The following is a 20,846-nucleotide window of genomic DNA, read 5'->3' as shown; positions in this document are numbered from 1 at the left end:
ACGAATGGAGGCGCTCATGGAACTGCCGGTCTGCCTGGCCGTCCTGACCACGACGGACGCGGTGGAGAAGGCCGAGGCCCTGGCCCGGGGCGCGGTGGCGGCGCGGGTCGCGGCCTGTGCGCAGATCTCGGGGCCGGTCACCTCCGTCTACCGCTGGGAGGGCGCCGTGGAGACGGCCTTCGAGTGGCGGATCCAGTTCAAGACGACCGCGGCGCGCTATCCGGCGCTGGAGGCCTATCTCCTGGAGGCGCACGACTACGACACCCCCGAGATCATCGCGACCCCGGTCGTGGCGGGAAGCCCGGACTATCTGCGCTGGCTCGAGGAGGAGACCGCCCCGTGAGTCACCGGGACCCCCACGACAGCCCCCCGGATGCCCCTCCCGAGGCCGGACTGCCCTTCTTCGTCTACGGCACCCTGCGCCCCGGCGAGCACAACCACGACCTCTTCCTGCGCGGCCGCACCCGCTCCGAGGAGCCGGGACGGATGCGCGGGCTCGTGCTCTACGCGGGACCCGGATACCCGTACGCCGTCGAGGACCCCGGCGGCACGGTGTGCGGCGAGATCGTCACCGCGAGGCCCGGCGCGTACCGGGAACTCCTGGTGGAACTGGACGCGTTGGAGGAGTACGTGCCGGGCGACCCGCGCAGCCTGTACGAACGGGTGGCGCGCGACGCCGTTCGGGCCGACGGCGTCACGGTCGTCCGGACCTGGGTGTACGTCGCCGCGCCCGCGGTGGCGGCCCGCCTGCGGTCGCACGGCACGCCGATCGGGGACGGGGACTGGCGGGGGAGTCGCCGCCGGGCGCGGGAGGGTTCCGGGCGGCCGCCGCCGTGATCCGGTGCGGCCGTGCGGGTGGCCGCTCCGTGCGCCCCCGGGGCCGTGGCCCCCGCCGCGCCTAGGGTCCGGCCATGACCGACCGCGACCTGACCAGACGACGTGTCCTCGCGCTCAGCGGGGCGGCCGCCGGTGCCGCCCTGGGCATCGGAATCAGCTCCTGCTCGGCCGACGCCCCCGAGCCGGGCGGGCAGCGGGGCTCCGGCCCGCAGGACGTGCCCGCGTCCCCAGGGCACCCCGGCCCGCAGGACCGGGACGGCCGCTGACGACGCGCATCCGCCGGTGAGGCGCATTGGCCGGTGAGGCGCATCCTCCGACGACGCACATCCTGCGACGGGGCGGACGCGCCCTAGCGGGCCGCCGCCAGTGCGCGGGTCACTCCGTGTTCCTTCGGGCCCAGGAAATGCGGGTTCGGTTCGAACAGCACGTCCAGCGCGGCCTTCCCCGCGGCGAAGATCTCCCGGGTGCCGCCGTAGTACCAGGTGACATCGTGTCGTGCGTCCACACCGATGCCGTACGAGCGGACGCCCGCCGCCCGGCACAGGGCCAGGGCACGGCGGATGTGGAAGCCCTGGCTGATCAGGACGGCCTCGTGGACACCGAAGATCTTCCGGGCCCGGACGCAGGAGTCCCAGGTGTCGAAACCGGCGTAGTCGCTGACGATCCGCCGGTCCGGTACCCCGTGGGCGGTGAGGTAGGAGCGCATCGCGTCGGGCTCGTCGTAGTCCTTGCGGCTGTTGTCGCCGGTGACGAGGACGACCTGGATCCGGCCCGCCCGGTACAGCTTCGCGGCGGCGTCCAGACGGTGGGCGAGATACAGGGACGGCCCCCCGGCCGACAGACCCGCGCCGAAGACGATCGCGACCTGGGTGCGCGGGGCGTCCGCCGTCGTCCGCAGCCGGTCACCCGTCGACGCGTACAGCCAGGTCATCGGGAGCAGGGCCAGCAAACACAGCGTCATCAGCGCCTGCACGGCCCGCCGTTGCCCCGTGCGCGTACGCGGCAGCGCCGGGAGGCGGAGCAGGCGGGGCCTGCGGAAGCTCGGGCGCTTCGGGCGCGGCAGACGCGGCATGATCGATGTCCCCCAGGTGTCGTCACTCGCGACGGTGCGCGGATCCGTACGTCCGGCGCACTCGTGCCGGACACGGCGCCGGATCCCGCGTCCCCCTCGACGGATGAAGACGCATCGTAAGCTCGTCCGGTTCGCCCCGACGCGCCGACCCCGACCGTCCTGTGCGAGAGAGCCGCAGGTCGGAACCCTCACACCGGGCCGCCTCCGCGTGGTGAAGCACCGGAAAACGCCCGTCATACCCACGCAACGGCTCGGCAACCTCCTCCCGCCAGGATCGACCCATGACGGCCCCGAACCCCGCTCGCGACGCGTTCTCCCACCGCCCCGGCGGTCCGCCGCCCGGCGACGCCGGCCTCGAAGGCCACCCCGTAGGCCACCTCGACAGTGCGGCGCAGCTCATGAACCGGATCGCCGGGCAGCTCGGCAGCCGGCTCGGTCTCGTCGCGCCGGACGGCACCCGCCGCCCGCCGCCGCCCTCGCTCGTCCTGGTCGCCCACGGCAGCCGCGACCCGCGCGCCCTCGCCACCGTACGCAGCCTGATCGAACGCGTCCGCGAGCTGCGCCCGCACCTGTCCGTGGGCCTCGGCCACATCGAGCTGAACGAGCCGCTCCTCGGCGACACCCTCGCCGCCCTGGCCGGCCGTCAGGACGCCGTCCTCGTACCGCTGCTGCTCGGCCGCGGCTACCACGTACGGCGTGACATCCCCGAGGCCGTCGCCGCCGTCCCCGCGCTGCGCGCCCGTGTCGCGGCCCCGCTCGGCCCGCACCCGCTGCTCGTGGAAACCCTGTACGCACGGCTCGTCGAGGCCGGATGGCGCACCCGGACGAGCGACTCCGTCCGCCGCGCGAGTGCCGTCGTCCTCGCGTCCGCCGGGTCCCGCGCCCCGGACTCGGCCGCCGACACCCGCCGCACCGCCCAGTTGCTCGCCGAACGCCTCGGGGTCCCGGTCGTCCCGGCGTACGCCTCCGCCGCCGCGCCCACCGTCACCGCCGCCGTGCGCTCCCTCGCCGCCCGGGGCCGCCACCGGATCGCCGTCGCCTCGTACTTCACCGCCCCCGGCCGCTTCGCCACGCAGGTCGCCGAGGAGGCCCCCTGGATCTGCGCCGAGCCGCTCGGCGACCACCCGGCGATGGCCCGCCTCGTCCTGCACCGCTACGACCAGGCCCTCGCCGCCCCCGAGTCCGCCCAGGAACGCACCCTGATCCCGGCCTGATCCCGGCCCGAACCCGGTCCTCCCCGCCGTGCCCGGCACCGCGCCACCGGCGCCCCGCCCCGATTGTCACCGCCTGCGTCTACTGTCGGGGCATGGAAGGCATGGCACCGAGGACCGAAGACACCGCACCGCAGGCACACGAGAACCACACGGCCCACGAGAGCCGGTCGGCTCACGAGAACCACACAGCTCACGAGAACCACACAGCTCACGAGAACCACACGGCCCATGACGCGTACGACCTGTCCGCCGTCGAGCGCTGGGCCGCCGAGCCCGACAAACGGCCGGGCCGCACCGCCTTCCAGCGCGACCGCGCGCGCGTGCTGCACTCCGCGGCCCTGCGCCGTCTCGCGGGCAAGACCCAGGTCGTCACCCCCGGAACGCTTCCCCAGGTGCTCGGCGCCGCCGGATCGGGCGGGGCGCCCATCCAGGTGTGGGACGCCAGCCCGCGGACCCGGCTGACCCACTCCCTGGAGTGCGCCCAGGTCGGCCGCGAGCTGGGCGCCGCCCTCGGCTGCGACCCCGATCTGGTCGAGGCGGCCTGTCTCTCGCACGACCTGGGCCACCCGCCCTTCGGACACAACGGCGAACAGGCGCTCAACGCGTTCGCCGAGGACTGCGGCGGGTTCGAGGGCAACGCCCAGTCGCTGCGCCTGCTCACCCGGATCGAGCCCAAGCGCTTCGTGCGCAGCGACCTGGTGACCTCGGCCTCGGTCGGCGCGGGCGACGACCTCGTCAGCGTCGGCCTCAACCTCACCCGGGCCGCCCTCGACGCCGCCACCAAGTACCCGTGGCCGAGGGGCGCCCGTCCCGACGACCCGAAGTCGCCGAAATTCGGGGTCTACGAGGACGACCGCCCGGTGTTCGACTGGATCCGCGCGGGCGCCCCCGGCACGCGGACCTGCTTCGAGGCCCAGGTGATGGACTGGGCCGACGACGTGGCGTACTCGGTGCACGACATCGAGGACGGCCTGCACGCGGGCCACATCGCCCCCGCCAGCCTGCACGCAGGACCCGAACGCGACGCGATCTTCGCCGTGGCCGTGGGGCGGTACGTGCCCGAGGACACCGATCCGGCCGAGCTGGCCGAGGCCCTCGACCGGCTCCTCGGCCAGGAGTGGTGGCCGCACGGGTACGACGGATCGGGGGTGGCCCAGGCCCGCCTCAAGGACGCGACCAGCCAGCTCATCGGCCGCTTCTGCCTGGCCGCGGAGGGTGCCACCCGCGCCCGGTACGGCAGCGGACGGCTCACCCGGTACGCGGCGGAACTGGTCGTCCCGCGCACCGCCCGCCTGGAGTGCGCCGTCCTCAAGGCGGTCGCCGACCGGTACGTGATGCAGCGCGCCGAACAGGAACTGCTCCGCGCCGACCAGCGGATCGTCGTCGCCGAACTGGCCGAGGCCCTCACCGCACGCGCCCCCGAGGTGTTGGATCCGCAGTTTCGGGCACTGTTCGAGAACGCGGCCGACGACCGCGCCCGCAAACGCGTGATCGTCGACCAGATCGCATCTCTCACCGACGCCTCGGCGCGTTCCCTGCACCTCAGACTCACCACGCGTTCCCATGGGAGCGGGCAGGTGTGACCCTGCGTGGCCTGATCGGGCCACCACCCCTTCCCGCATCACGCTCCGTGCGGGACGCTCGCATATGGCGACATCCTTACGAGGAGGCATCAAGTGGTCGACGCGGATCAGACATTCGTCATCGTCGGGGGAGGCCTGGCAGGCGCCAAGGCGGCCGAGACGCTCCGAGCGGAGGGCTTCACCGGCCGCGTGATACTGATCTGCGACGAACGCGACCACCCCTACGAACGTCCGCCGCTGTCCAAGGGCTACCTCCTCGGCAAGGAGGAGCGCGACAGCGTCTTCGTGCACGAACCCGCGTGGTACGCGCAGAACGACATCGAGCTGCACCTGGGCCAGACCGTCGACGCGATCGACCGCACGGCCAGGACCGTCCGCTTCGGCGACGACGGCACCCTGGTCCACTACGACAAACTGCTCCTGGTGACCGGCGCCGAGCCGCGCCGCCTCGACGTCCCGGGCACCGGCCTCGCCGGCGTCCACCATCTGCGCCGCCTCGCCCACGCCGAGCGCCTCAAGGGCGTCCTCGCGGCGCTCGGCCGGGACAACGGCCACCTGGTGATCGCCGGAGCCGGCTGGATCGGCCTGGAGGTCGCCGCCGCGGCCCGCGAGTACGGCGCGGAGGTCACCGTCGTCGAACCCGCGGCGACCCCGCTGCACAACGTGCTCGGCCCCGAGCTCGGCGAGCTCTTCGCCGAACTGCACCGCGAGCACGGCGTGCGCTTCCACTTCGGGGCCCGGCTCACCGAGATCGTCGGCCAGGACGGCATGGTGCTCGCCGCCCGCACCGACGACGGCGAGGAACACCCCGCCCACGACGTCCTCGCGGCCATCGGCGCCGCCCCGCGCACCGGCCTCGCCGAGGCCGCCGGCCTGGAGCTGGCCGATCGCGCGCACGGCGGCGGCATCGCGGTCGACGAGCAGCTGCGCACCTCCGACCCCGACGTGTACGCCGCAGGTGACGTGGCCTCCTTCCACCACGGCCTCTTCGGCACCCGGCTGCGCGTCGAGCACTGGGCCAACGCCCTCAACGGCGGACCGGCCGCCGCCCGCGCGATGCTGGGCCGCGGGGCGACGTACGACCGGGTGCCCTACTTCTTCTCCGACCAGTACGACGTGGGCCTGGAGTACTCGGGCTGGGCGCCCCCGGGGACGTACGACCAGGTGGTGATCCGCGGTGACGCGGGCAAGCGGGAGTTCATCGCCCTCTGGGTGAAGGAGGGGAGACTGCTGGCCGGGATGAACGTGAACGTGTGGGACGTCACCGACCCGATCCAGCAGCTGATCCGCTCCCGGACCCGGGTGGACACCGAGGCGCTCGCCGACCCGCACGTGCCGCTGGAGAGCCTGGTTCCCTGACGGCCCGGCCCGTGACGGCACCGTCCCGCGCCGTCCGTCGTGCCGGGGATTTCCGGGGTGCGCCCCGGGACCCCGGCACGGTGGCCGTCCACCTGCCCCGGGAGTGTCGGTGCGGCCCCGTAGAATCACCTCGTGGCAGGCAGGATCAATGACGAGGACGTGAAGGCTGTTCGGGACGCGGTCCCGATCGACGCCGTGGTGTCCGAGTACCTCCAGCTGCGCAACGCGGGCGGCGGAAACCTCAAGGGCCTGTGCCCCTTCCACGACGAGAAGTCACCGTCGTTCCAGGTCAGCCCCAGCAAGGGCCTCTTCCACTGCTTCGGCTGCCAGGAGGGCGGCGACACCATCACGTTCGTGATGAAGGTCGACCACCTCACCTTCTCCGAGTCCGTCGAGCGCCTCGCCGCCCAGGCCGGCATCACCCTGCGCTACGAGGAGGGCGGGTACAACCCGGCCCACCAGCGCGGTGAGCGCATCCGGCTGGTCGAGGCGCACAAGGCGGCCGCGCGGTTCTACACCGAGCAGCTCGACACCAGCCCCGAGGCCGACACGGGCCGCGCCTTCCTCGCCGACCGCGGCTTCGACCAGGCCGCCGCCGCCCACTTCGGGGTCGGCTACAGCCCCCAGGGCTGGGACCACCTCACCCGCCATCTGCGCGGTCAGGGCTTCACCGACAAGGAACTCGTCCTCTCCGGCCTCGCCCAGGAGGGCCGGCGCGGCCCCATCGACCGCTTCCGCGGCCGCCTCATGTGGCCCATCCGCGACATCGGCGGCGAGGTCGTCGGCTTCGGCGCCCGCAAGCTGTACGAGTCCGACAACGGACCGAAGTACCTGAACACGCCCGACACCGCGATCTACAAGAAGTCCCAGGTCCTGTACGGCATCGACCTCGCCAAGAAGGACATCGCCAAGAGCAGCCGGGCCGTCGTCGTCGAGGGCTACACCGACGTCATGGCCTGCCACCTGGCCGGGATCACCACGGCCATCGCGACCTGCGGCACGGCCTTCGGCGGGGACCACATCAAGATCCTGCGCCGGCTGCTGATGGACAACGGCTCGGCCCGGGTGATCTTCACCTTCGACGGCGACGCGGCCGGCCAGAAGGCCGCCCTGCGCGCCTTCGAGGACGACCAGAAGTTCGCCGCCGAGACCTACATCGCCATCGCGCCCGACGGCATGGACCCCTGCGAACTGCGCCTGGCCAAGGGCGACGAGGCCGTCGCCGACCTCGTCGAACCCCGCACCCCCCTCTTCGAGTTCGCACTGCGCCAGATCGTCCTGCGCTACGACCTGGAGACCCCGGCGGGACGCGCGGCCGCACTGGACGAGGCCGCCCCGGTCGTCGCCCGCATCAAGAACAGCGGCGCGCAGCACGAGGTCGCCGTGCAGCTCGCCGGCATGCTCGGCATCCTCGACACCCAGTTCGTCGTCAAGAGGGTCGCCCAGCTGGCCCGTTGGGCCCGTGACCGGGGCGGCGCGGGTCCCGCGCCCACCGCCGGCCGCCCCCAGCAGGCCTACGCCGCAGTCTCCCGGGCGCCCGGCGGCGCGGGCCCGGCCCTCACCCTGCGCAACCCCGTCTTCGCCACCGAACGCGAGCTGCTCAAACTCGCGCTCCAGCGGCCCGAGTTGGTCTCCCCGGCGTTCGACGCGTACGGCATGGACGAGTTCACCGCACCGCCCTACGCCGCCGTGCGCCAGGCCGTGATGGACGCGGGCGGCGCCGACTTCGGGGTCCAGGACCCCCAGGAGTATCTGATCCGGGTCCGTGACGCGGCCCCGGACGACACCGTGCGCGCGATGGTCACCGAGCTGGCCGTCGAGGCGATCCTGCGCAAGACCGTCGACGAGACCTACGCGGGCGACCAGCTCGTCGCGGTCCGCCGCCGCGCCGTCGAGCGCCGCATCCGGGACGTCCAGGGCTCCCTGTCCCGGCTCAGCGCGGGCGGCGACCCGGCCCAGCTGGCCGCCGTACAGAACGAGTTGTGGGTGCTCCAGCAGTACGGTCAGGCGCTGCGCGAGCGGGGCGCCGAAGCCCTCTGAGGCCTTGCCACGGGCCCGCCCGGGACGTTCCGGGAGCGCACCCGAGGGGCCGTCGGGACACGAAGGGTCGCGCAAGCGGCGGGCGCACATGCCAATCCCGTGTCCGTCTTCGCGGGTTTGGCCGCCGCTGAACTGCGCACTCGTCCAGGACGGTAACCACGCGGTCACGGACCATACGCAAAAAGTCACCGCACGCCCCTCGTGGCGGCGATGTGTCGTACTCCACACTGGGTTCCGGTGCCTGAGTCCTCGGAGCGCGGCCGACCCGCACGCGACGGGTTCCCCATCCCCGCGGTTCCGTCAAACGACTGCGGGATGGACAGCGGCGAGGCCGTCGACCCCATCCCCGACGTACCGCTGCCGCACGTCTCAGCAGCGACATCCCTGGAGGTCGCCCCCGTGCAGACCCAGACCCTCGCCCAGACCGACAACACCACCGCCACGGACGCGGAACCCGGCGTCGTCGGGGCGGTCCCCACCCAGCGCCGAGCCGCGCACCACCCCGAGGGCGAGCCCGAGAGCCCTCCTGAAGCCCTCGGAGAGGGTCCCCGGGCGGAGGCGGAGACCGAGGTGGAGACAGAGGCCCCCGAACCCGTGGAGCCGGCCAGGAGCCGTGCCGCCGACACCGGTGGCCCCTCGTCCGACCTGTTCCGGCAGTATCTGCGCGAGATCGGGCGGATCCCGCTGCTCTCGGCGGCCGAGGAGGTCGAGCTCGCCCGCCGCGTCGAGGCCGGGCTGTTCGCCGAGGAGAAGCTGCGGCTGACCCCCGGCCTGGACGACCGGCTCGCCCTGGACCTGGACAAGATCGTCGTCATGGGCCGGATGGCCAAGCGGCGGCTCATCGAGGCGAACCTGCGGCTCGTCGTCTCCGTGGCCAAGCGCTACGTGGGCCGCGGCCTGACGATGCTCGACCTGGTCCAGGAGGGCAACCTCGGCCTGATCAGGGCGGTCGAGAAGTTCGACTACGCCCGCGGCTACAAGTTCTCCACGTACGCCACCTGGTGGATCCGGCAGGCCATGTCGAGGGCGCTCGCCGACCAGGCCCGCACCATCCGCGTCCCCGTGCACGTGGTCGAGCTGATCAACCGGGTGGTCCGGGTCCAGCGCAGGATGCTCCAGGAGCGCGGCTACGAGCCCACACCCGAGGAGGTCGCGGCGCAGCTCGACCTGTCCGGCGAACGGGTGAGCGAGGTCCTGCGGCTGGCCCAGGAGCCGGTGTCCCTGCACGCCCCCGTGGGCGAGGAGGACGACGTGGCCCTCGGTGACCTCATCGAGGACGGGGACGCCGCCTCCCCGGTGGAGTCCGCGGCGTTCCTGCTGCTGCGGCAGCATCTGGAGGCGGTGCTGTCCACGCTCGGGGAGCGGGAGCGGAAGGTGGTCCAGCTCCGGTACGGGCTCGCGGACGGGCGTCCGCGGACGCTGGAGGAGATCGGGCGGATCTTCGGGGTCACGCGCGAGCGGATCCGGCAGATCGAGTCCAAGACGCTGAACAAGCTGCGCGACCATGCCTTCGCGGACCAGCTCCGGGGTTACCTCGACTGAGGGGGCCGACCGGGGCAACGGCTTCTTCGCCCCCTCCGCCCCTTCCCTCTCCCAAGGTCTCGGCTTCGCTCGACCAGGGGGGACCCCCATCGTGTCGGGGGCGCTGCCCCCGGGCCCCCGCTCCTCGATCGCCGGAGGGGCTGAATTCTCGGGCGATTGCAGCGGGGGCCGGGGGAGGTCGGCTCTAATCGACCTCGGCGACCGCCTGGGCGAACTGGGCCTGGTAGAGGCGGGCGTAGGCCCCGCCGGACTCCAGCAGGTCCGTGTGGGTGCCCTGCTCCACGATGGCGCCGTCCTCCATCACGAGGATGGTGTCCGCGTCCCGGATGGTCGACAGACGGTGGGCGATCACGAACGACGTGCGTCCGTGCGCCAGCTTCGCCATCGCCTTCTGGATCAGCACCTCGGTGCGGGTGTCCACGGAGCTGGTCGCCTCGTCGAGCACCAGGATCACCGGGTCCGACAGGAACGCCCGCGCGATGGTGATCAGCTGCTTCTCACCCGCGCTGACCCCCGTCCCCTCGTCGTCGATCACCGTGTCGTAGCCCTCGGGCAGCGTACGGATGAACCGGTCGGCATGGGCGGCGCGCGCCGCCTCCTCGATCTCCCCGCGCGTGACCTCGCGCGAGGCGCCGTACGCGATGTTGTCGGCGATCGAGCCCCCGAACAGCCAGGTGTCCTGGAGCACCATCCCTATCCCGGACCTCAGCTCGTCCCGGGACATCGCGGCCACGTCGATCCCGTCGAGGGTGATCCGGCCGCCCGTGACGTCGTAGAACCGCATGAGCAGGTTCACCAGGGTCGTCTTGCCGGCGCCGGTCGGGCCGACGATGGCCACGGTGTGGCCCGGCTCCACCTTCAGCGAGAGATCCTCGATGAGCGGCTTCTCCGGCTCGTAGCGGAAGGAGACGTGCTCCAGCGCCACGCGCCCGCGCAGTTCCTCGGGACGGGCCGACACCGCCGGGTCCGCCTCCTGCTCGTCGGCGTCCAGGACCTCGAAGACCCGCTCCGCCGACGCGACACCCGACTGCACCAGGTTGGCCATCGACGCGACCTGCGTCAGCGGCATCGAGAACTGGCGGGAGTACTGGATGAAGGCCTGCACGTCACCGATCGACAGGGAGCCCGAGGCCACCCGCAGACCGCCGACCACGGCCACCAGCACATAGTTCAGGTTCGACACGAACATCATCAGCGGCTGCATGACACCGCTGTTGAACTGCGCCTTGAACCCGGCCTCGTACAGCTTCTCGTTCTGCTCGGCGAACTGCGCCGCCGACTCGTCCGCCCGCCCGAACACCTTCACCAGGTTGTGGCCGGTGTACATCTCCTCGATGTGGGCGTTGAGCTTGCCGGTGGTGCGCCACTGCTGCACGAAGTGCGGCTGCGAGCGCTTGCCGATCCGGGTGGCCACGACGAACGACAGCGGCACCGTGACCAGCGCGACGAGCGCGAGCAGCGGCGACACCCAGAACATCATCGCGAGGACGCCCACGATGGTCAGCAGCGAGTTGACCAGCTGGCCCATCGACTGCTGGAGGGTCTGCTGGATGTTGTCCATGTCGTTCGTCGCGCGGCTGAGCACCTCACCGCGCTGGCGCTTGTCGAAGTACGACAGCGGCAGCCGCGACAGCTTCGCCTGGAGGTCCTCGCGCATGCGGTAGACGGTCTTGTTGACGGCCCGGTTCACCAGCCGCGTCGCCACCGCCATCAGCAGGCCGGCCAGCAGGAACGTACCGAGCGCGAACAGCAGGACGTGTCCGACCGCGGTGAAGTCGATGCCCTTGCCCGGGGTGAAGTCCGTCCCCGAGAGCATGTCCGCGACGGCGCCCTTGCCGTGCGCGCGCAGCGAGTCGAGGGCCTGCGCCTTGGTGGCCCCGGCCGGCATCTGGCGCCCGACGATCCCCGCGAAGACCAGGTCGGTGGCCCGGCCGAGGATCTTCGGGCCGACCACCGAGAGCCCGACGCTCATGACGACGGCGACGAGCATCACGTACAGCGTGGAACGCTCGGGCTTGAACTGGGCGAGGAGCCGCCGGCTCGACACCTTGAAATCCATCGAGCGCTGGTCAGGGCCGCTCCCGGCCATCATGCGTCCCATGGGCCCGGCCATCAGGCGGCCTCCGCTTCCGTCAGCTGGGAGAGCACGATCTCCCGGTAGGTCTCGTTGTCCGCCATCAGTTCGTGATGCCGTCCGGTGCCGACGACCCGGCCCTCGTCGAGGACCACGATCCGGTCGGCCTCCCTGATGGTCGACACCCGCTGGGCGACGATCACCACGGTCGCCTCCGCGGTCTCCTCGGTCAGGGCCGCGCGCAGCGCCGCGTCGGTCGCGTAGTCGAGGGCCGAGAAGGAGTCGTCGAACAGATAGATCTCGGGGCGCTGCACCAGCGTGCGGGCGATGGCCAGACGCTGGCGCTGGCCGCCGGACACGTTCGTGCCGCCCTGCGCGATCGGCGAGTCGAGACCGTTCTCCAGAGCCTGGACGAAGCCCTTGGCCTGCGCCACCTCCAGCGCGTGCCACAGCTCCTCGTCGGTCGCCTGAGGATTGCCGTACCGCAGGTTCGTGGCGACGGTCCCCGCGAACAGGTAGGGCTTCTGCGGGACCAGTCCGACCGTCCTGGCCAGCAGCTTCGCGTCGATGGTGGCGACGTCCACACCGTCGACGAGTACCTGGCCGTCGGTGGCGTCGAACAGGCGGGGGATCATGCCGAGCAGCGTCGACTTGCCGCTGCCCGTCGAACCGATGACCGCGGTCACCTCGCCGGGGCGGGCGACCAGGTCGACGGACTTCAGGACCGGCTCCTCGGCGCCCGGGTAGCGGAACCCGGCCTCGCGGATCTCCAGATGGCCGTGGCGGCGCAGCTCCAGGACCGGCGCGACGGGCGGGACCACGCTGCTCTCGGTGTCCAGGACCTCCTGGATGCGCTCGGCGCAGACCTCCGCGCGCGGCACCATCATGAACATGAAGGTGGCCATCATCACGGACATCACGATCTGCATCAGATAGGCGAGGAACGCGGTCAGGTCGCCGATCTGCATCTGGCCGCTGTCGATGCGGTGGGCGCCGAACCAGACCACCGCGATGGAGGACACGTTCACCACCGTCATGACGATCGGGAACATCAGGGCCAGCATCCGGCCGGTGGCCAGCGACGTCTCGGTGAGGTCGGTGTTGGCGCCCCTGAAGCGGTCCTTCTCGTAGCCGTCGCGCACGAACGCGCGGATCACGCGGTTGCCGGTGATCTGCTCGCGCAGCACCCGGTTCACGGTGTCCAGGCGCACCTGCATGGTGCGGAACAGCGGACGCAGCCGGCGCACGATGAGCGTCACGCAGATGCCGAGGGTCGGCACGACCGCGACGAGCACCGCGGACAGCGGCACGTCAAGGCCGAGGGCCAGGACGATGCCGCCCACACACATGATCGGGGCCGACACCAGCAGGGTGAACGTCATCAGCGTCAGCATCTGCACCTGCTGGACGTCATTGGTAGTGCGGGTGATCAGCGACGGGGCGCCGAACTGGCCCACCTCGCGTGCCGAGAACGACTGCACGCGGTCGAAGACGGCGGCACGGATGTCCCGGCCCACGGCGGACGCCGTTCGGGCTCCGTAGTAGACGGCCCCGATGTTGCAGACGACCTGGGTCAGCGAGATGCCGATCATCAGGGCGCCGAAGGCCAGGATGTAACCCGTGTCCCCCTTCACGACACCGTTGTCGATGATGTGCGCGTTGAGGGTGGGCAGGTAGAGCGTGGCGCAGGTCTGGAGGAACTGGAGCAGCACCAGCAGGGCGATGGGTTTCTTGTACGGACTGAGGTGGGTCCGCAGGAGTCGTATGAGCACGCGGGGTCTCTCGGAATCGTGGACGGCGGGGGTGACCGACGAGTTGTGCATGATGCACGCACCACCCCCTATCGTCGGACACTCCCCCCGCGTTACCTCAACCGATTAACCCAAGTGCGGTCCAAAAAAGGACACCGCCTCCGTCTTCGGTCGTACGTCCACACGAGGGTTACACCCGGAACGCCCCGGGATGTGTCTGTTCGCGCACGGAGACGTACTGCTGCCGCACGGCCTGCCCCACCGCGAGTTCGTCGCCGGGCTCCAGCACCTGGGCGACCGGGCCCTGCCACATCGGCGGGGTCCGCGGGTCGAGCGTGCCCCGCGAGACGCCGAGGGCCCAGGCCGCCTGACGTGCGGCGCCGAGGGCCGCGTAGTCCGCGGGCTGCGGCACGACGACCTGCGCGCCGAACAGCGCCGGCGCCACGGCCTGGACGGCGGGCAGCTCGGCGGCCTGGCCGAGCAGGAAGATCCGGCGTACGTCGACACCCCGGCCGCGCAGCACGTCCAGCGCGTCCGCCAGCCCGCACAGCATGCCTTCGAAGGCGGCCCGCGCCAGGTGCTCGGGCTTCATCGACTCCCGACGCAGACCGGCCAGGGTGCCCGCCGTGTGCGGCAGGTTCGGGGTGCGCTCGCCCTCCAGGTACGGGAGCAGGACGAGCCCGTGCGAGCCCGGCGTCGACTTCATCGCCAGCTCGGACAGCCCCTCCAGGTCGGGCACGCCGAGGAGCTCGGCGGCCCCGCGCAGGGCCCGTACGGCGTTGAGCGTGGTGACGACCGGAAGGTGCATGCCGGTCGCGTCCGCCAGCGAGGTGATCATGCCGCTGGAGTCCGCCAGCGCCTCGGGGTGGACGGCCATCACCGACCCGGAGGCGCCCAGCGACACCACCGCGTCACCGAGCCCGATGCCGAGCCCGAACGCCGCCGCCATCGTCTCGCCCGTGCCGGCGGATATCAGCAGCCCCTCGGGCGTGGTCCCGGCGGCCTCCGAGGGGCCGAGCACGTCCGGCAGCCCGGCCTGGTGGCCGAGCGCCAGCTCGACGAGATCCTGCCGGTAGGCGCCGGTCGCCGCGGACCAGTAGCCGGTCGCCGAGGCGCCGCCCCGGTCCGTGGTCCTGCGCACCGGCCGCCCCAGAAGCTGCCACACCAGCCAGTCGTGGGCCTGGAGCAGCATGGCGGTGCGCCGCGCGGCCTCCGGCTCGGTCTTGCTCAGCCAGCGCAGCTTGGTCACCGGCTGCGCGGCCTGCGGGACGCTGCCCACCGCCTGCGCCCAGGCCTCCCGGCCGCCGAGCGCGTCGATCAGATCGGCCGCGGCGACCTGGGCCCGCTTGTCGCCGCCGACCATCGCGGGGCGCACGGTGCCGCCCTGCGCGTCCAGCGGGACGAGCCCGTTCTGCTGGGCCGACACGCCGATGGCCTGGACGCCTTCGAGCAGCCCGCCCGCGGCGGCCTCGCCCAGGGACAGCAGCCAGGCCTGCGGATCCACGTCGGAGGGGCGGCCGCCGCCCTCGCCGCCGTCGATCGGATGCGGCGCATACCCCTGCCTCAGCACGGCACCCGTGTCCGTGTCGCAGACGACGATGCGAGTGAAATCGGGCGCACTGTCCAACCCGGCGACTATCCCCATGGCGGAAATTCTGCCGTACCGCGAGCCCCGCCGACGCCGGGCCGGCCCACAGGCCTCACCCGGCGCCGCACGGCACGATCCGAACGGACCGCCGCTAGGTGTTGCTGGTGCCCCAGTCGTCCTCGGTGGGGCCGGACGCGCTCCGCTCCCGCAGGGACCGGACCCGGTCCGAGACCGAGTCGGGGACGCGGTCGCCCACCTTCTCGCTCACGGTGTGCAGCGCCTTGCCCGCGATCTCGCGGCTCTGCTGCGCCGCGGTCTCGGCGGTGTTGCGCACCGCCGGGTTCTGCGCGACCTGGCGCATGGACTTCTTCAGCTGTTCGTAGCGCTCGCGCCCGGCTCTCGTGCCGAGCACGTAACCCAGGGCCAGTCCGGCGACGAACGTGAGCCGGTAGCGCATGACGGCCACCCTTCCCTTGCGTCGGCATCGGTGCGGAGGGAACCGATTGGCGGAGCACCCCCCTGCTTGCGCTAATGTATGTGTCGCAGCAAGCGCACGCCCCCTGGCGAATACCCAGGTGGGTGCGTTCGATGCAAAGATCAATCCCCTGTAGCTCAATTGGCAGAGCAGCCGGCTGTTAACCGGCAGGTTACTGGTTCGAGTCCAGTCGGGGGAGCTCGATCTCCTGTAGCTCAATTGGCAGAGCAGCCGGCTGTTAACCGGCAGGTTACTGGTTCGAGTCCAGTCGGGAGAGCAACGAAAGAGGGCCCTTCGGGGTCCTTTTTCATGTCCGCGGGAACTGCTCGGGGCATGCCGAAGGCGCCATGGTCGCGCGAAGCCGACCAGCCGGAGCAGGAGATCGTATGAGCGGCTATGCTGCGGCAGACGGCGCGCACACATGTGCGCGGCGCGCCGTAACGGGGCGGTAGCTCAGCCGGTTAGAGCAGCGGACTCATAATCCGTCGGCCGTGGGTTCGAGTCCCACCCGCCCCACCACTGGCTACGCGAGAAGGCGTGACGCGGCCAGGGACGGTACGGCAGCCCCCTCCAGCGAGAGGGGGCTTCTTTGTGTCAGGAGGCCGCCTGCCCGCCCCCTGACGGCCCGCCCGCCCGCTGCCCCGCCGCCCGGCCCGCGGGCGCGAAGCCGGGCCCCCTGGCGGTCCTGCGGCACGTCGGGGACCTTCGGGTCGTCGCCGCGCTCCGGCTGAAGCCGGGTCCGAACGGCGGAAAACGGTACGCGGTCACCCGCGACCGCACCACCGCACTCAAGCGCCTACTGCTGACTCTTTTTCAAATACCGCTGTTCATAAGGGAGTTGACGGTCGCATTCCGGCGCTCAAAGGGCGCGCACAGGTTTCGGCGGTGTAGCTTCTACCCGTCAGTAGAGGCTTGAGCAAGGGTGGAGACGTGGCTGCCCCTTCGCAGACCGAGAAGTTCGCCGCCTGCCTTCGGATGCTGAAGGACCGCAGCGGCAGGGGCTACGACCGCCTCGGCAAGGAGGCGGGCGTCAGCGGTTCCAGTCTGCACCGCTACTGCTCCGGCCTCAGCGTCCCGGCGGACTACCGGGTGGTGCATTCCTTCGGCAAGGTGTGCGGCGCCAGTCCGGAGGAGCTCCGTGAACTCCACCGGCTGTGGGCCCTGGCGGACACGGACCGGGACGCGCCGGCCGCGGCCCCGGCGACTGCCGAGGACGGGTCGCGGCGGGAGCCGGATCCGCAACCGCGGCAGGAACCGGAGCAGGAACCGGAGCCGGTGAGGGATCCGGACCCGGAGGCGGGGCGTGAACCGGGGCCGGAGGCGGGCGCCGCCGCCGTGCCCGAGCCGACCGGCCCCCGTCCACGGGACGCCGACCCGTCGGAGAACGCCCCCGCCGGGGCCGGCGGCCCGCGACGGCTCCGGCTGCCCGAGAAGCTGTCCTCCCGGTTCGCGGTGCTGGCCGTCGCGGTCGTGGCCGTGACGGGGCTCGTGGCCGGGTTCGTGTGGATGCCCGCCGACGACTCGGCGCCGGCCCGGGACGGGGTGCTGTACTCCTCCGCCTGCAAGACGATCAGCATGGGACAGCACGACGAGTGCGTGCGCGAGGTCCAGACCCTGCTGGTGCGGGCCAAGGGCAGACTCGCCGTCGACGGGGACTTCGGACCCGAGACCCTGCGCCGGCTCACCGCGTTCCAGGTGCTCGCGGGCATGCCGGCCAGCAGCACCGTCGACGAGCCCACCAAGAAGGCGCTCTACGCGCGGAAGGTGAGCATGGCGACCTGGTCCCCGGACCGGGTGGCGAAGCGGATCCGCGAGGTGTTCACCGAGGATCCCCGCACCGCCGTGGCCATCGCCCGCTGCGCCTCGTTCCTCGACCCGCTGTGGGTGCTGCCCAACACCAACGGCAGCCGCAACTGGGGCGTGTTCCAGATCTCCGACGTCCGCCTGCGCGAGCTCGGCGGCACACCGCTGCGGGCGTTCGACCCGGAGTGGAACATCCAGGCCGCCCACCGGCTGTGGCGCGCCCGGCACGACTTCCACGACTGGCCCTCCTGCGAGGCGGCGCGCAAGGACGAGCCGAAGGGCTGAAGCCCGGAAGGCCCCGGGTGCCGCCGCCGCGGTACCCGGAGCCCTCGGCCCCCCGTGTGGTCACCCGGGACGGCGTCAGACCGTGCCGCTCTCCCACCACCAGTCGCGGCCGAGGTCGGCCCGGCTGTCGACGTGCTGGTGGTCGACGGTGTACCGCTCCAGACCGGAGAACCCGCAGGTCTCCGCCTTCTGGTAGACGGTCTTGGTGGCCACGCCGGGCACGTCGAGATCGGCCGCCGTGCCGTACAGGTGCATGCTGTCGCTGGCCCCGCCTATGTCGGCGTTGTGCGCGATGCTGCGGAAGCCGGAGTTGACCGTGATCGGCTTGTCGCCGAGCTTCTTGCGCAGCGCCTCCAGCTTGTACATGCAGCGCCGGGCGTTCTCCTTGGTGGCCGCCACGCTCAGCTTGCCGCCTTCGAAGGTGCCGTTGGACTGGTCGACGAACTCGCTCCAGTTGAAGTGGGCCGTGGAGCCGTCCGACTGCTCCAGCGCGTTGAGCTTGGCCTGGGTGTTGGGACCGGCGACCCCGTCGTCGTCGAGACCGTACGCCGCCTGGAACCGCTTCACGGCCGCGGCCGTGCCGGGGCCGAAGTCGCCGTCGAGGCCGACCCGGGAGTGGCTGGCGCTGTCGGCCGCCCAGCCCGAGACCCGGATCTGGAGTTCCAGCACGTCGGCGCCGTTGTCCCCCTGCTTCAGGGTGCGCGACCACGAATAGGCCTGCGCGACACCGGAGAAGAGGAGCTGGCCGAACGCGACGCCGGCGCCGACCGCCAGCGTGCCGCGCAGCATGCTGCGGCGGTCGAGGGAGCGGCTGCCCACGGAACGGATGCCGGCGGAGCGGCCGTCGGCGGAGCGGAAGAAGGAAGTCATCGTCGTCCTTTCGGAACGTCGGAACGTCGGAACGGAAGTGCGGAAGTGCGGAAGGAGATGCGAAGTGCGGAAGGAGATGCGGACCGAGGTCAGTAGGCGAGCTGGAACGTCACGTTCTGCGCGTCCTGGTCGTAGGCGTGGATGCGCAGGACGAAGTGCGTGCCGTCCTTCACGTCCGTGGCGACCGTCCCCCACTCGGTGCCGTGGGTGGTGTACGCGTCGCCGTTGTTGCACTTGGTGGTGTGGTCGACGAACACCACGCAGGCGTCCAGGTACCACCCTTCCGGCGTGTCCGAGTTGAGCCGGATGTTGATGTCACCGCATCGCGAGGACGTGGTGTAGGTGCCGTACTCCTTGGCGGCCGCCTGATAGTGGTAGGTCAGGGTCTTGGCCCCGCCGTAGCAGCTCGTGGCGGCGGCCGAGGGCTGTGCCGAGGCGGGCGCGACGCCCACGCCCAGCAGCGCGGCCGCGGTGAACAGAACAGAGGCGAGCGCCTTGCTCCTGATCATGGTGGTCTCCGTTCGGGTGAGGGGGTCAGAAGGCGATCTGGAGGGTGGCGGAACTGCCTTCCAGGTCGACGCCGTTGGGCACCGTGAACCTGGTGCCGTTCAGGACGTCGGTGGCGATGGTGGTCCAGCTCCGGCCGACTCGGGTCCAGCGGTTGCAGACGCCGGTCTTCTCGAACTTCACGCAGGCGACGACGTACTCCGCGTCGCCGCCGGTCATGCGCATGTTGATGTCGGTACAGCGACTCGTGGTCACGTACGGGCCGAAGTCGCGCACCTCCCCGTAGTGCACCGTGACGGCCCCGCCGTAACAGCTCGTGGCGGCGGCGCCGGCCGTGGCGGCCGATGCGGGCGCCGGGACGCCGAAGCCGAGGGCGAGGAGCAGCGCGACGAGGGACGCGCGGGCGATCCGGCCGGTCATGGAGGTCCTCCTGGGTGCGGCGGGGGCTGCGGCCGGGGTCACCGGTTGGCCAGCCGGTCCAGATCGGCCTGGGTGCCGTTGAAGACGTCCCCGGTCGCCGGAGCCCGGACGCCCGGGAAGATCGCGGCGTCGGTGTACTGCCACATCGCCCAGGTCGTCGAGCCGTTCGGCAGTGGCGGCTGGGTGATCGACTGGCGGTAGTCCGCGAGCTGGAGCGGATACCGGGCGAAGGCGGTGGTCGAGCCCATGCAGTCGTCCAGGAAGGACTTCTGGGTGTAGATCATCGGGACCCGGCCGAAGGCGGACTCCACCCGGTCCAGCCAGGCCTTGGCGTCGGTCACCGTGCCGTACGTGGGGCAGCGTCCGCTGCCGTCGTCCATGCGCTCCAGGTCGAAGATCGGCGGCAGATCACCGGCACGCTTCCCGGTGTAACCGGTCGCCCGCACGGCGGCGATGAACCGGTCGGCCTGCGCGGCACCCGTGTCGGCCGCCGTCCCCGTGTAGAAGTGGTAAGGCGCCACGGCCAGCCCCGCCGCCCTGGCCCCTTCGAGGTCGGTGGCGAGGTATTCGTCGGTGACGTTCAGCCCCCGGGTGGCCTTGACCGTCGCGAACTCGGCGCCCGAGGCGCGTACGGCCTTCCAGTCGATCGGGGCGCCGCCCGGGTGCTGGTACTTGGCCGTGTCCAGCCCGTCGATCGGCCGGCCGGCCGGGTGAGGCGGGGCGCAGTACGCGTTACGGCCGGACCAGTCCACGAGCTTGGCCCAGGTGTTGGGGCCGACCGTGCCGTCGGCGCTGAGGTTGGCGCAGTGCTGGAGCTCGATCACCCGGTCCGCGGTGCCGCCCCCGAAGTCGCCGTCGATGGTCAGCGGCGGATAGTGGAAGGGCTCCATGGCCAGGTTCAGCCGGCACTGAACCTCCTTGACCTCGTCGCCCTTCGCGCCCTGCTTCAGAGTCGGGCGCGTGTCGGTGTGGCCGCACACGGTCGCCTGCGCCGTGTCAGCCGTGCCCTGGGTCGCGCAGGTGTGCGGCTGTGCGGCCCAGGTGTTCAGCGCCGCCCACGTGTTCGGGCCGAGCACGCCGTCCGCGCTCAGCCCGGCGCACCGCTGGAACTCCTTGACCCGCGTCTCCGTCCCCGATCCGAACGAGCCGTCCGCCGCGATCGGCGTGTACCGGCTCGGCTTCGTCGCCAGGTCGAGTTCGCACTGCGCCTCGACCGTCGCGTCCCCCGTCGACCCCTGTTGCAGCGTGGGCTGCGCGCTCGTGTGCCCGCAGACGGCGACCGCGGCGGCCGCGGCTCCCGTCGCCTGCGCCGACACGGGCCCGTACAGGGGCAGGACCGCTGCCACGGCGAGGGTCAGACCCCGCAGAAGCGTCCTTGTTCCCATCTGGTGTTCCCCCTTTGGTCAGTCGCCGGGAACCCCCGGCC

At 71.8% G+C, this 20,846-nt stretch carries 18 protein-coding genes and 3 tRNA genes; 12 read left to right on the top strand and 9 right to left on the bottom strand.

What is annotated here, in order from left to right:
- Nucleotides 1-16 precede the first annotated feature (16 nt).
- The 3 genes from cutA to ACZ4AA_RS01900 all read left to right on the top strand — a co-directional run bounded on the left by cutA (nt 17) and on the right by ACZ4AA_RS01900 (nt 1,103).
- Nucleotides 17-343, top strand: coding sequence for a divalent-cation tolerance protein CutA (gene cutA, locus ACZ4AA_RS01910; protein WP_467593694.1), 327 nt, complete (start codon nt 17-19; stop codon nt 341-343).
- On the top strand, nt 340-837 hold the full coding sequence (locus tag ACZ4AA_RS01905) for a gamma-glutamylcyclotransferase family protein (protein ID WP_467593691.1): 498 nt from the start codon (nt 340-342) through the stop codon (nt 835-837). Before cutA ends, ACZ4AA_RS01905 begins: the two co-directional genes overlap by 4 nt.
- A gap of 74 nt (nt 838-911) precedes the next feature.
- On the top strand, nt 912-1,103 hold the full coding sequence (locus tag ACZ4AA_RS01900; RefSeq protein ID WP_467593689.1) for a twin-arginine translocation signal domain-containing protein: 192 nt from the start codon (nt 912-914) through the stop codon (nt 1,101-1,103).
- Nucleotides 1,104-1,186: 83 nt separating this feature from the next.
- On the opposite strand, the gene ACZ4AA_RS01895 is transcribed toward ACZ4AA_RS01900, so the two are convergent.
- Nucleotides 1,187-1,909, bottom strand: coding sequence for a SanA/YdcF family protein (locus ACZ4AA_RS01895; RefSeq protein WP_467593686.1), 723 nt, complete (start codon nt 1,907-1,909; stop codon nt 1,187-1,189).
- Nucleotides 1,910-2,307: 398 nt separating this feature from the next.
- On the opposite strand from ACZ4AA_RS01895, the gene ACZ4AA_RS01890 reads away from it, so the two are divergent.
- The 5 genes from ACZ4AA_RS01890 (at nt 2,308) to ACZ4AA_RS01870 (ending at nt 9,647) form a co-directional block, all read left to right on the top strand.
- Entirely contained in the window at nt 2,308-3,123 is an 816-nt protein-coding gene (locus tag ACZ4AA_RS01890) for a sirohydrochlorin chelatase (protein WP_467595085.1), read from the top strand.
- A gap of 92 nt (nt 3,124-3,215) precedes the next feature.
- Nucleotides 3,216-4,706, top strand: a complete 1,491-nt coding sequence (locus ACZ4AA_RS01885) for a deoxyguanosinetriphosphate triphosphohydrolase (RefSeq protein WP_467593684.1) — start codon at nt 3,216-3,218, stop codon at nt 4,704-4,706.
- A 93-nt stretch (nt 4,707-4,799) separates the two neighbouring features.
- Entirely contained in the window at nt 4,800-6,065 is a 1,266-nt protein-coding gene (locus ACZ4AA_RS01880; protein ID WP_467593682.1) for an NAD(P)/FAD-dependent oxidoreductase, read from the top strand.
- Between the two features lie 132 nt (nt 6,066-6,197).
- On the top strand, nt 6,198-8,105 hold the full coding sequence (gene dnaG, locus ACZ4AA_RS01875) for a DNA primase (RefSeq protein ID WP_467593679.1): 1,908 nt from the start codon (nt 6,198-6,200) through the stop codon (nt 8,103-8,105).
- Between the two features lie 237 nt (nt 8,106-8,342).
- Nucleotides 8,343-9,647 (top strand): RNA polymerase sigma factor, encoded by a 1,305-nt coding sequence (locus ACZ4AA_RS01870; RefSeq protein ID WP_467593677.1) that lies wholly within the window; start codon nt 8,343-8,345, stop codon nt 9,645-9,647.
- Nucleotides 9,648-9,831: 184 nt separating this feature from the next.
- Here ACZ4AA_RS01870 and ACZ4AA_RS01865 read toward each other — a convergent pair whose 3' ends face one another.
- The 4 genes from ACZ4AA_RS01865 to ACZ4AA_RS01850 form a co-directional block, all read right to left on the bottom strand.
- On the bottom strand, nt 9,832-11,760 hold the full coding sequence (locus ACZ4AA_RS01865) for an ABC transporter ATP-binding protein (protein ID WP_467593674.1): 1,929 nt from the start codon (nt 11,758-11,760) through the stop codon (nt 9,832-9,834).
- Nucleotides 11,760-13,493, bottom strand: a complete 1,734-nt coding sequence (locus ACZ4AA_RS01860) for an ABC transporter ATP-binding protein (protein ID WP_467593670.1) — start codon at nt 13,491-13,493, stop codon at nt 11,760-11,762. The genes ACZ4AA_RS01865 and ACZ4AA_RS01860 overlap by 1 nt, the downstream gene beginning before the upstream one ends.
- 169 nt (nt 13,494-13,662) lie before the next feature.
- Complete coding sequence (locus tag ACZ4AA_RS01855) at nt 13,663-15,117, bottom strand: FGGY family carbohydrate kinase (RefSeq protein ID WP_467593667.1); 1,455 nt, start codon at nt 15,115-15,117, stop codon at nt 13,663-13,665.
- 94 nt (nt 15,118-15,211) lie between these two features.
- The gene (locus ACZ4AA_RS01850; RefSeq protein WP_467593664.1) at nt 15,212-15,517 is read right to left on the bottom strand and encodes a YtxH domain-containing protein; all 306 of its coding nucleotides are present in this window, start codon (nt 15,515-15,517) and stop codon (nt 15,212-15,214) included.
- Nucleotides 15,518-15,661: 144 nt separating this feature from the next.
- Between ACZ4AA_RS01850 and ACZ4AA_RS01845 the strand changes: the two genes are divergently transcribed.
- The 4 genes from ACZ4AA_RS01845 (at nt 15,662) to ACZ4AA_RS01830 (ending at nt 17,623) form a co-directional block, all read left to right on the top strand.
- Nucleotides 15,662-15,734 (top strand) — tRNA-Asn (locus ACZ4AA_RS01845).
- Nucleotides 15,735-15,739: 5 nt separating this feature from the next.
- A tRNA-Asn gene (locus ACZ4AA_RS01840) sits at nt 15,740-15,812 on the top strand.
- A gap of 165 nt (nt 15,813-15,977) precedes the next feature.
- A tRNA-Ile gene (locus ACZ4AA_RS01835) sits at nt 15,978-16,054 on the top strand.
- A gap of 411 nt (nt 16,055-16,465) precedes the next feature.
- A complete protein-coding gene (locus ACZ4AA_RS01830; protein ID WP_467593661.1) occupies nt 16,466-17,623 on the top strand; it encodes a helix-turn-helix domain-containing protein in 1,158 nt (385 codons plus the stop codon).
- A 75-nt stretch (nt 17,624-17,698) separates the two neighbouring features.
- Here the strand turns inward: ACZ4AA_RS01830 and ACZ4AA_RS01825 are convergent, their stop codons facing one another.
- The 4 genes from ACZ4AA_RS01825 to ACZ4AA_RS01810 all read right to left on the bottom strand — a co-directional run bounded on the left by ACZ4AA_RS01825 (nt 17,699) and on the right by ACZ4AA_RS01810 (nt 20,805).
- Nucleotides 17,699-18,493 (bottom strand): D-Ala-D-Ala carboxypeptidase family metallohydrolase, encoded by a 795-nt coding sequence (locus tag ACZ4AA_RS01825; RefSeq protein ID WP_467593659.1) that lies wholly within the window; start codon nt 18,491-18,493, stop codon nt 17,699-17,701.
- 89 nt (nt 18,494-18,582) lie between these two features.
- Entirely contained in the window at nt 18,583-19,002 is a 420-nt protein-coding gene (locus tag ACZ4AA_RS01820) for a hypothetical protein (protein WP_467593656.1), read from the bottom strand.
- A 25-nt stretch (nt 19,003-19,027) separates the two neighbouring features.
- Entirely contained in the window at nt 19,028-19,420 is a 393-nt protein-coding gene (locus tag ACZ4AA_RS01815) for a hypothetical protein (RefSeq protein ID WP_467593653.1), read from the bottom strand.
- A gap of 38 nt (nt 19,421-19,458) precedes the next feature.
- Nucleotides 19,459-20,805, bottom strand: coding sequence for a GH25 family lysozyme (locus tag ACZ4AA_RS01810; protein ID WP_467593650.1), 1,347 nt, complete (start codon nt 20,803-20,805; stop codon nt 19,459-19,461).
- Nucleotides 20,806-20,846: the final 41 nt, after the last annotated feature.

The sequence above is a fragment of the Streptomyces sp. NPDC024698 genome, from assembly GCF_055559015.1.
This window is presented reverse-complemented; position numbering and strand designations above follow the sequence as displayed.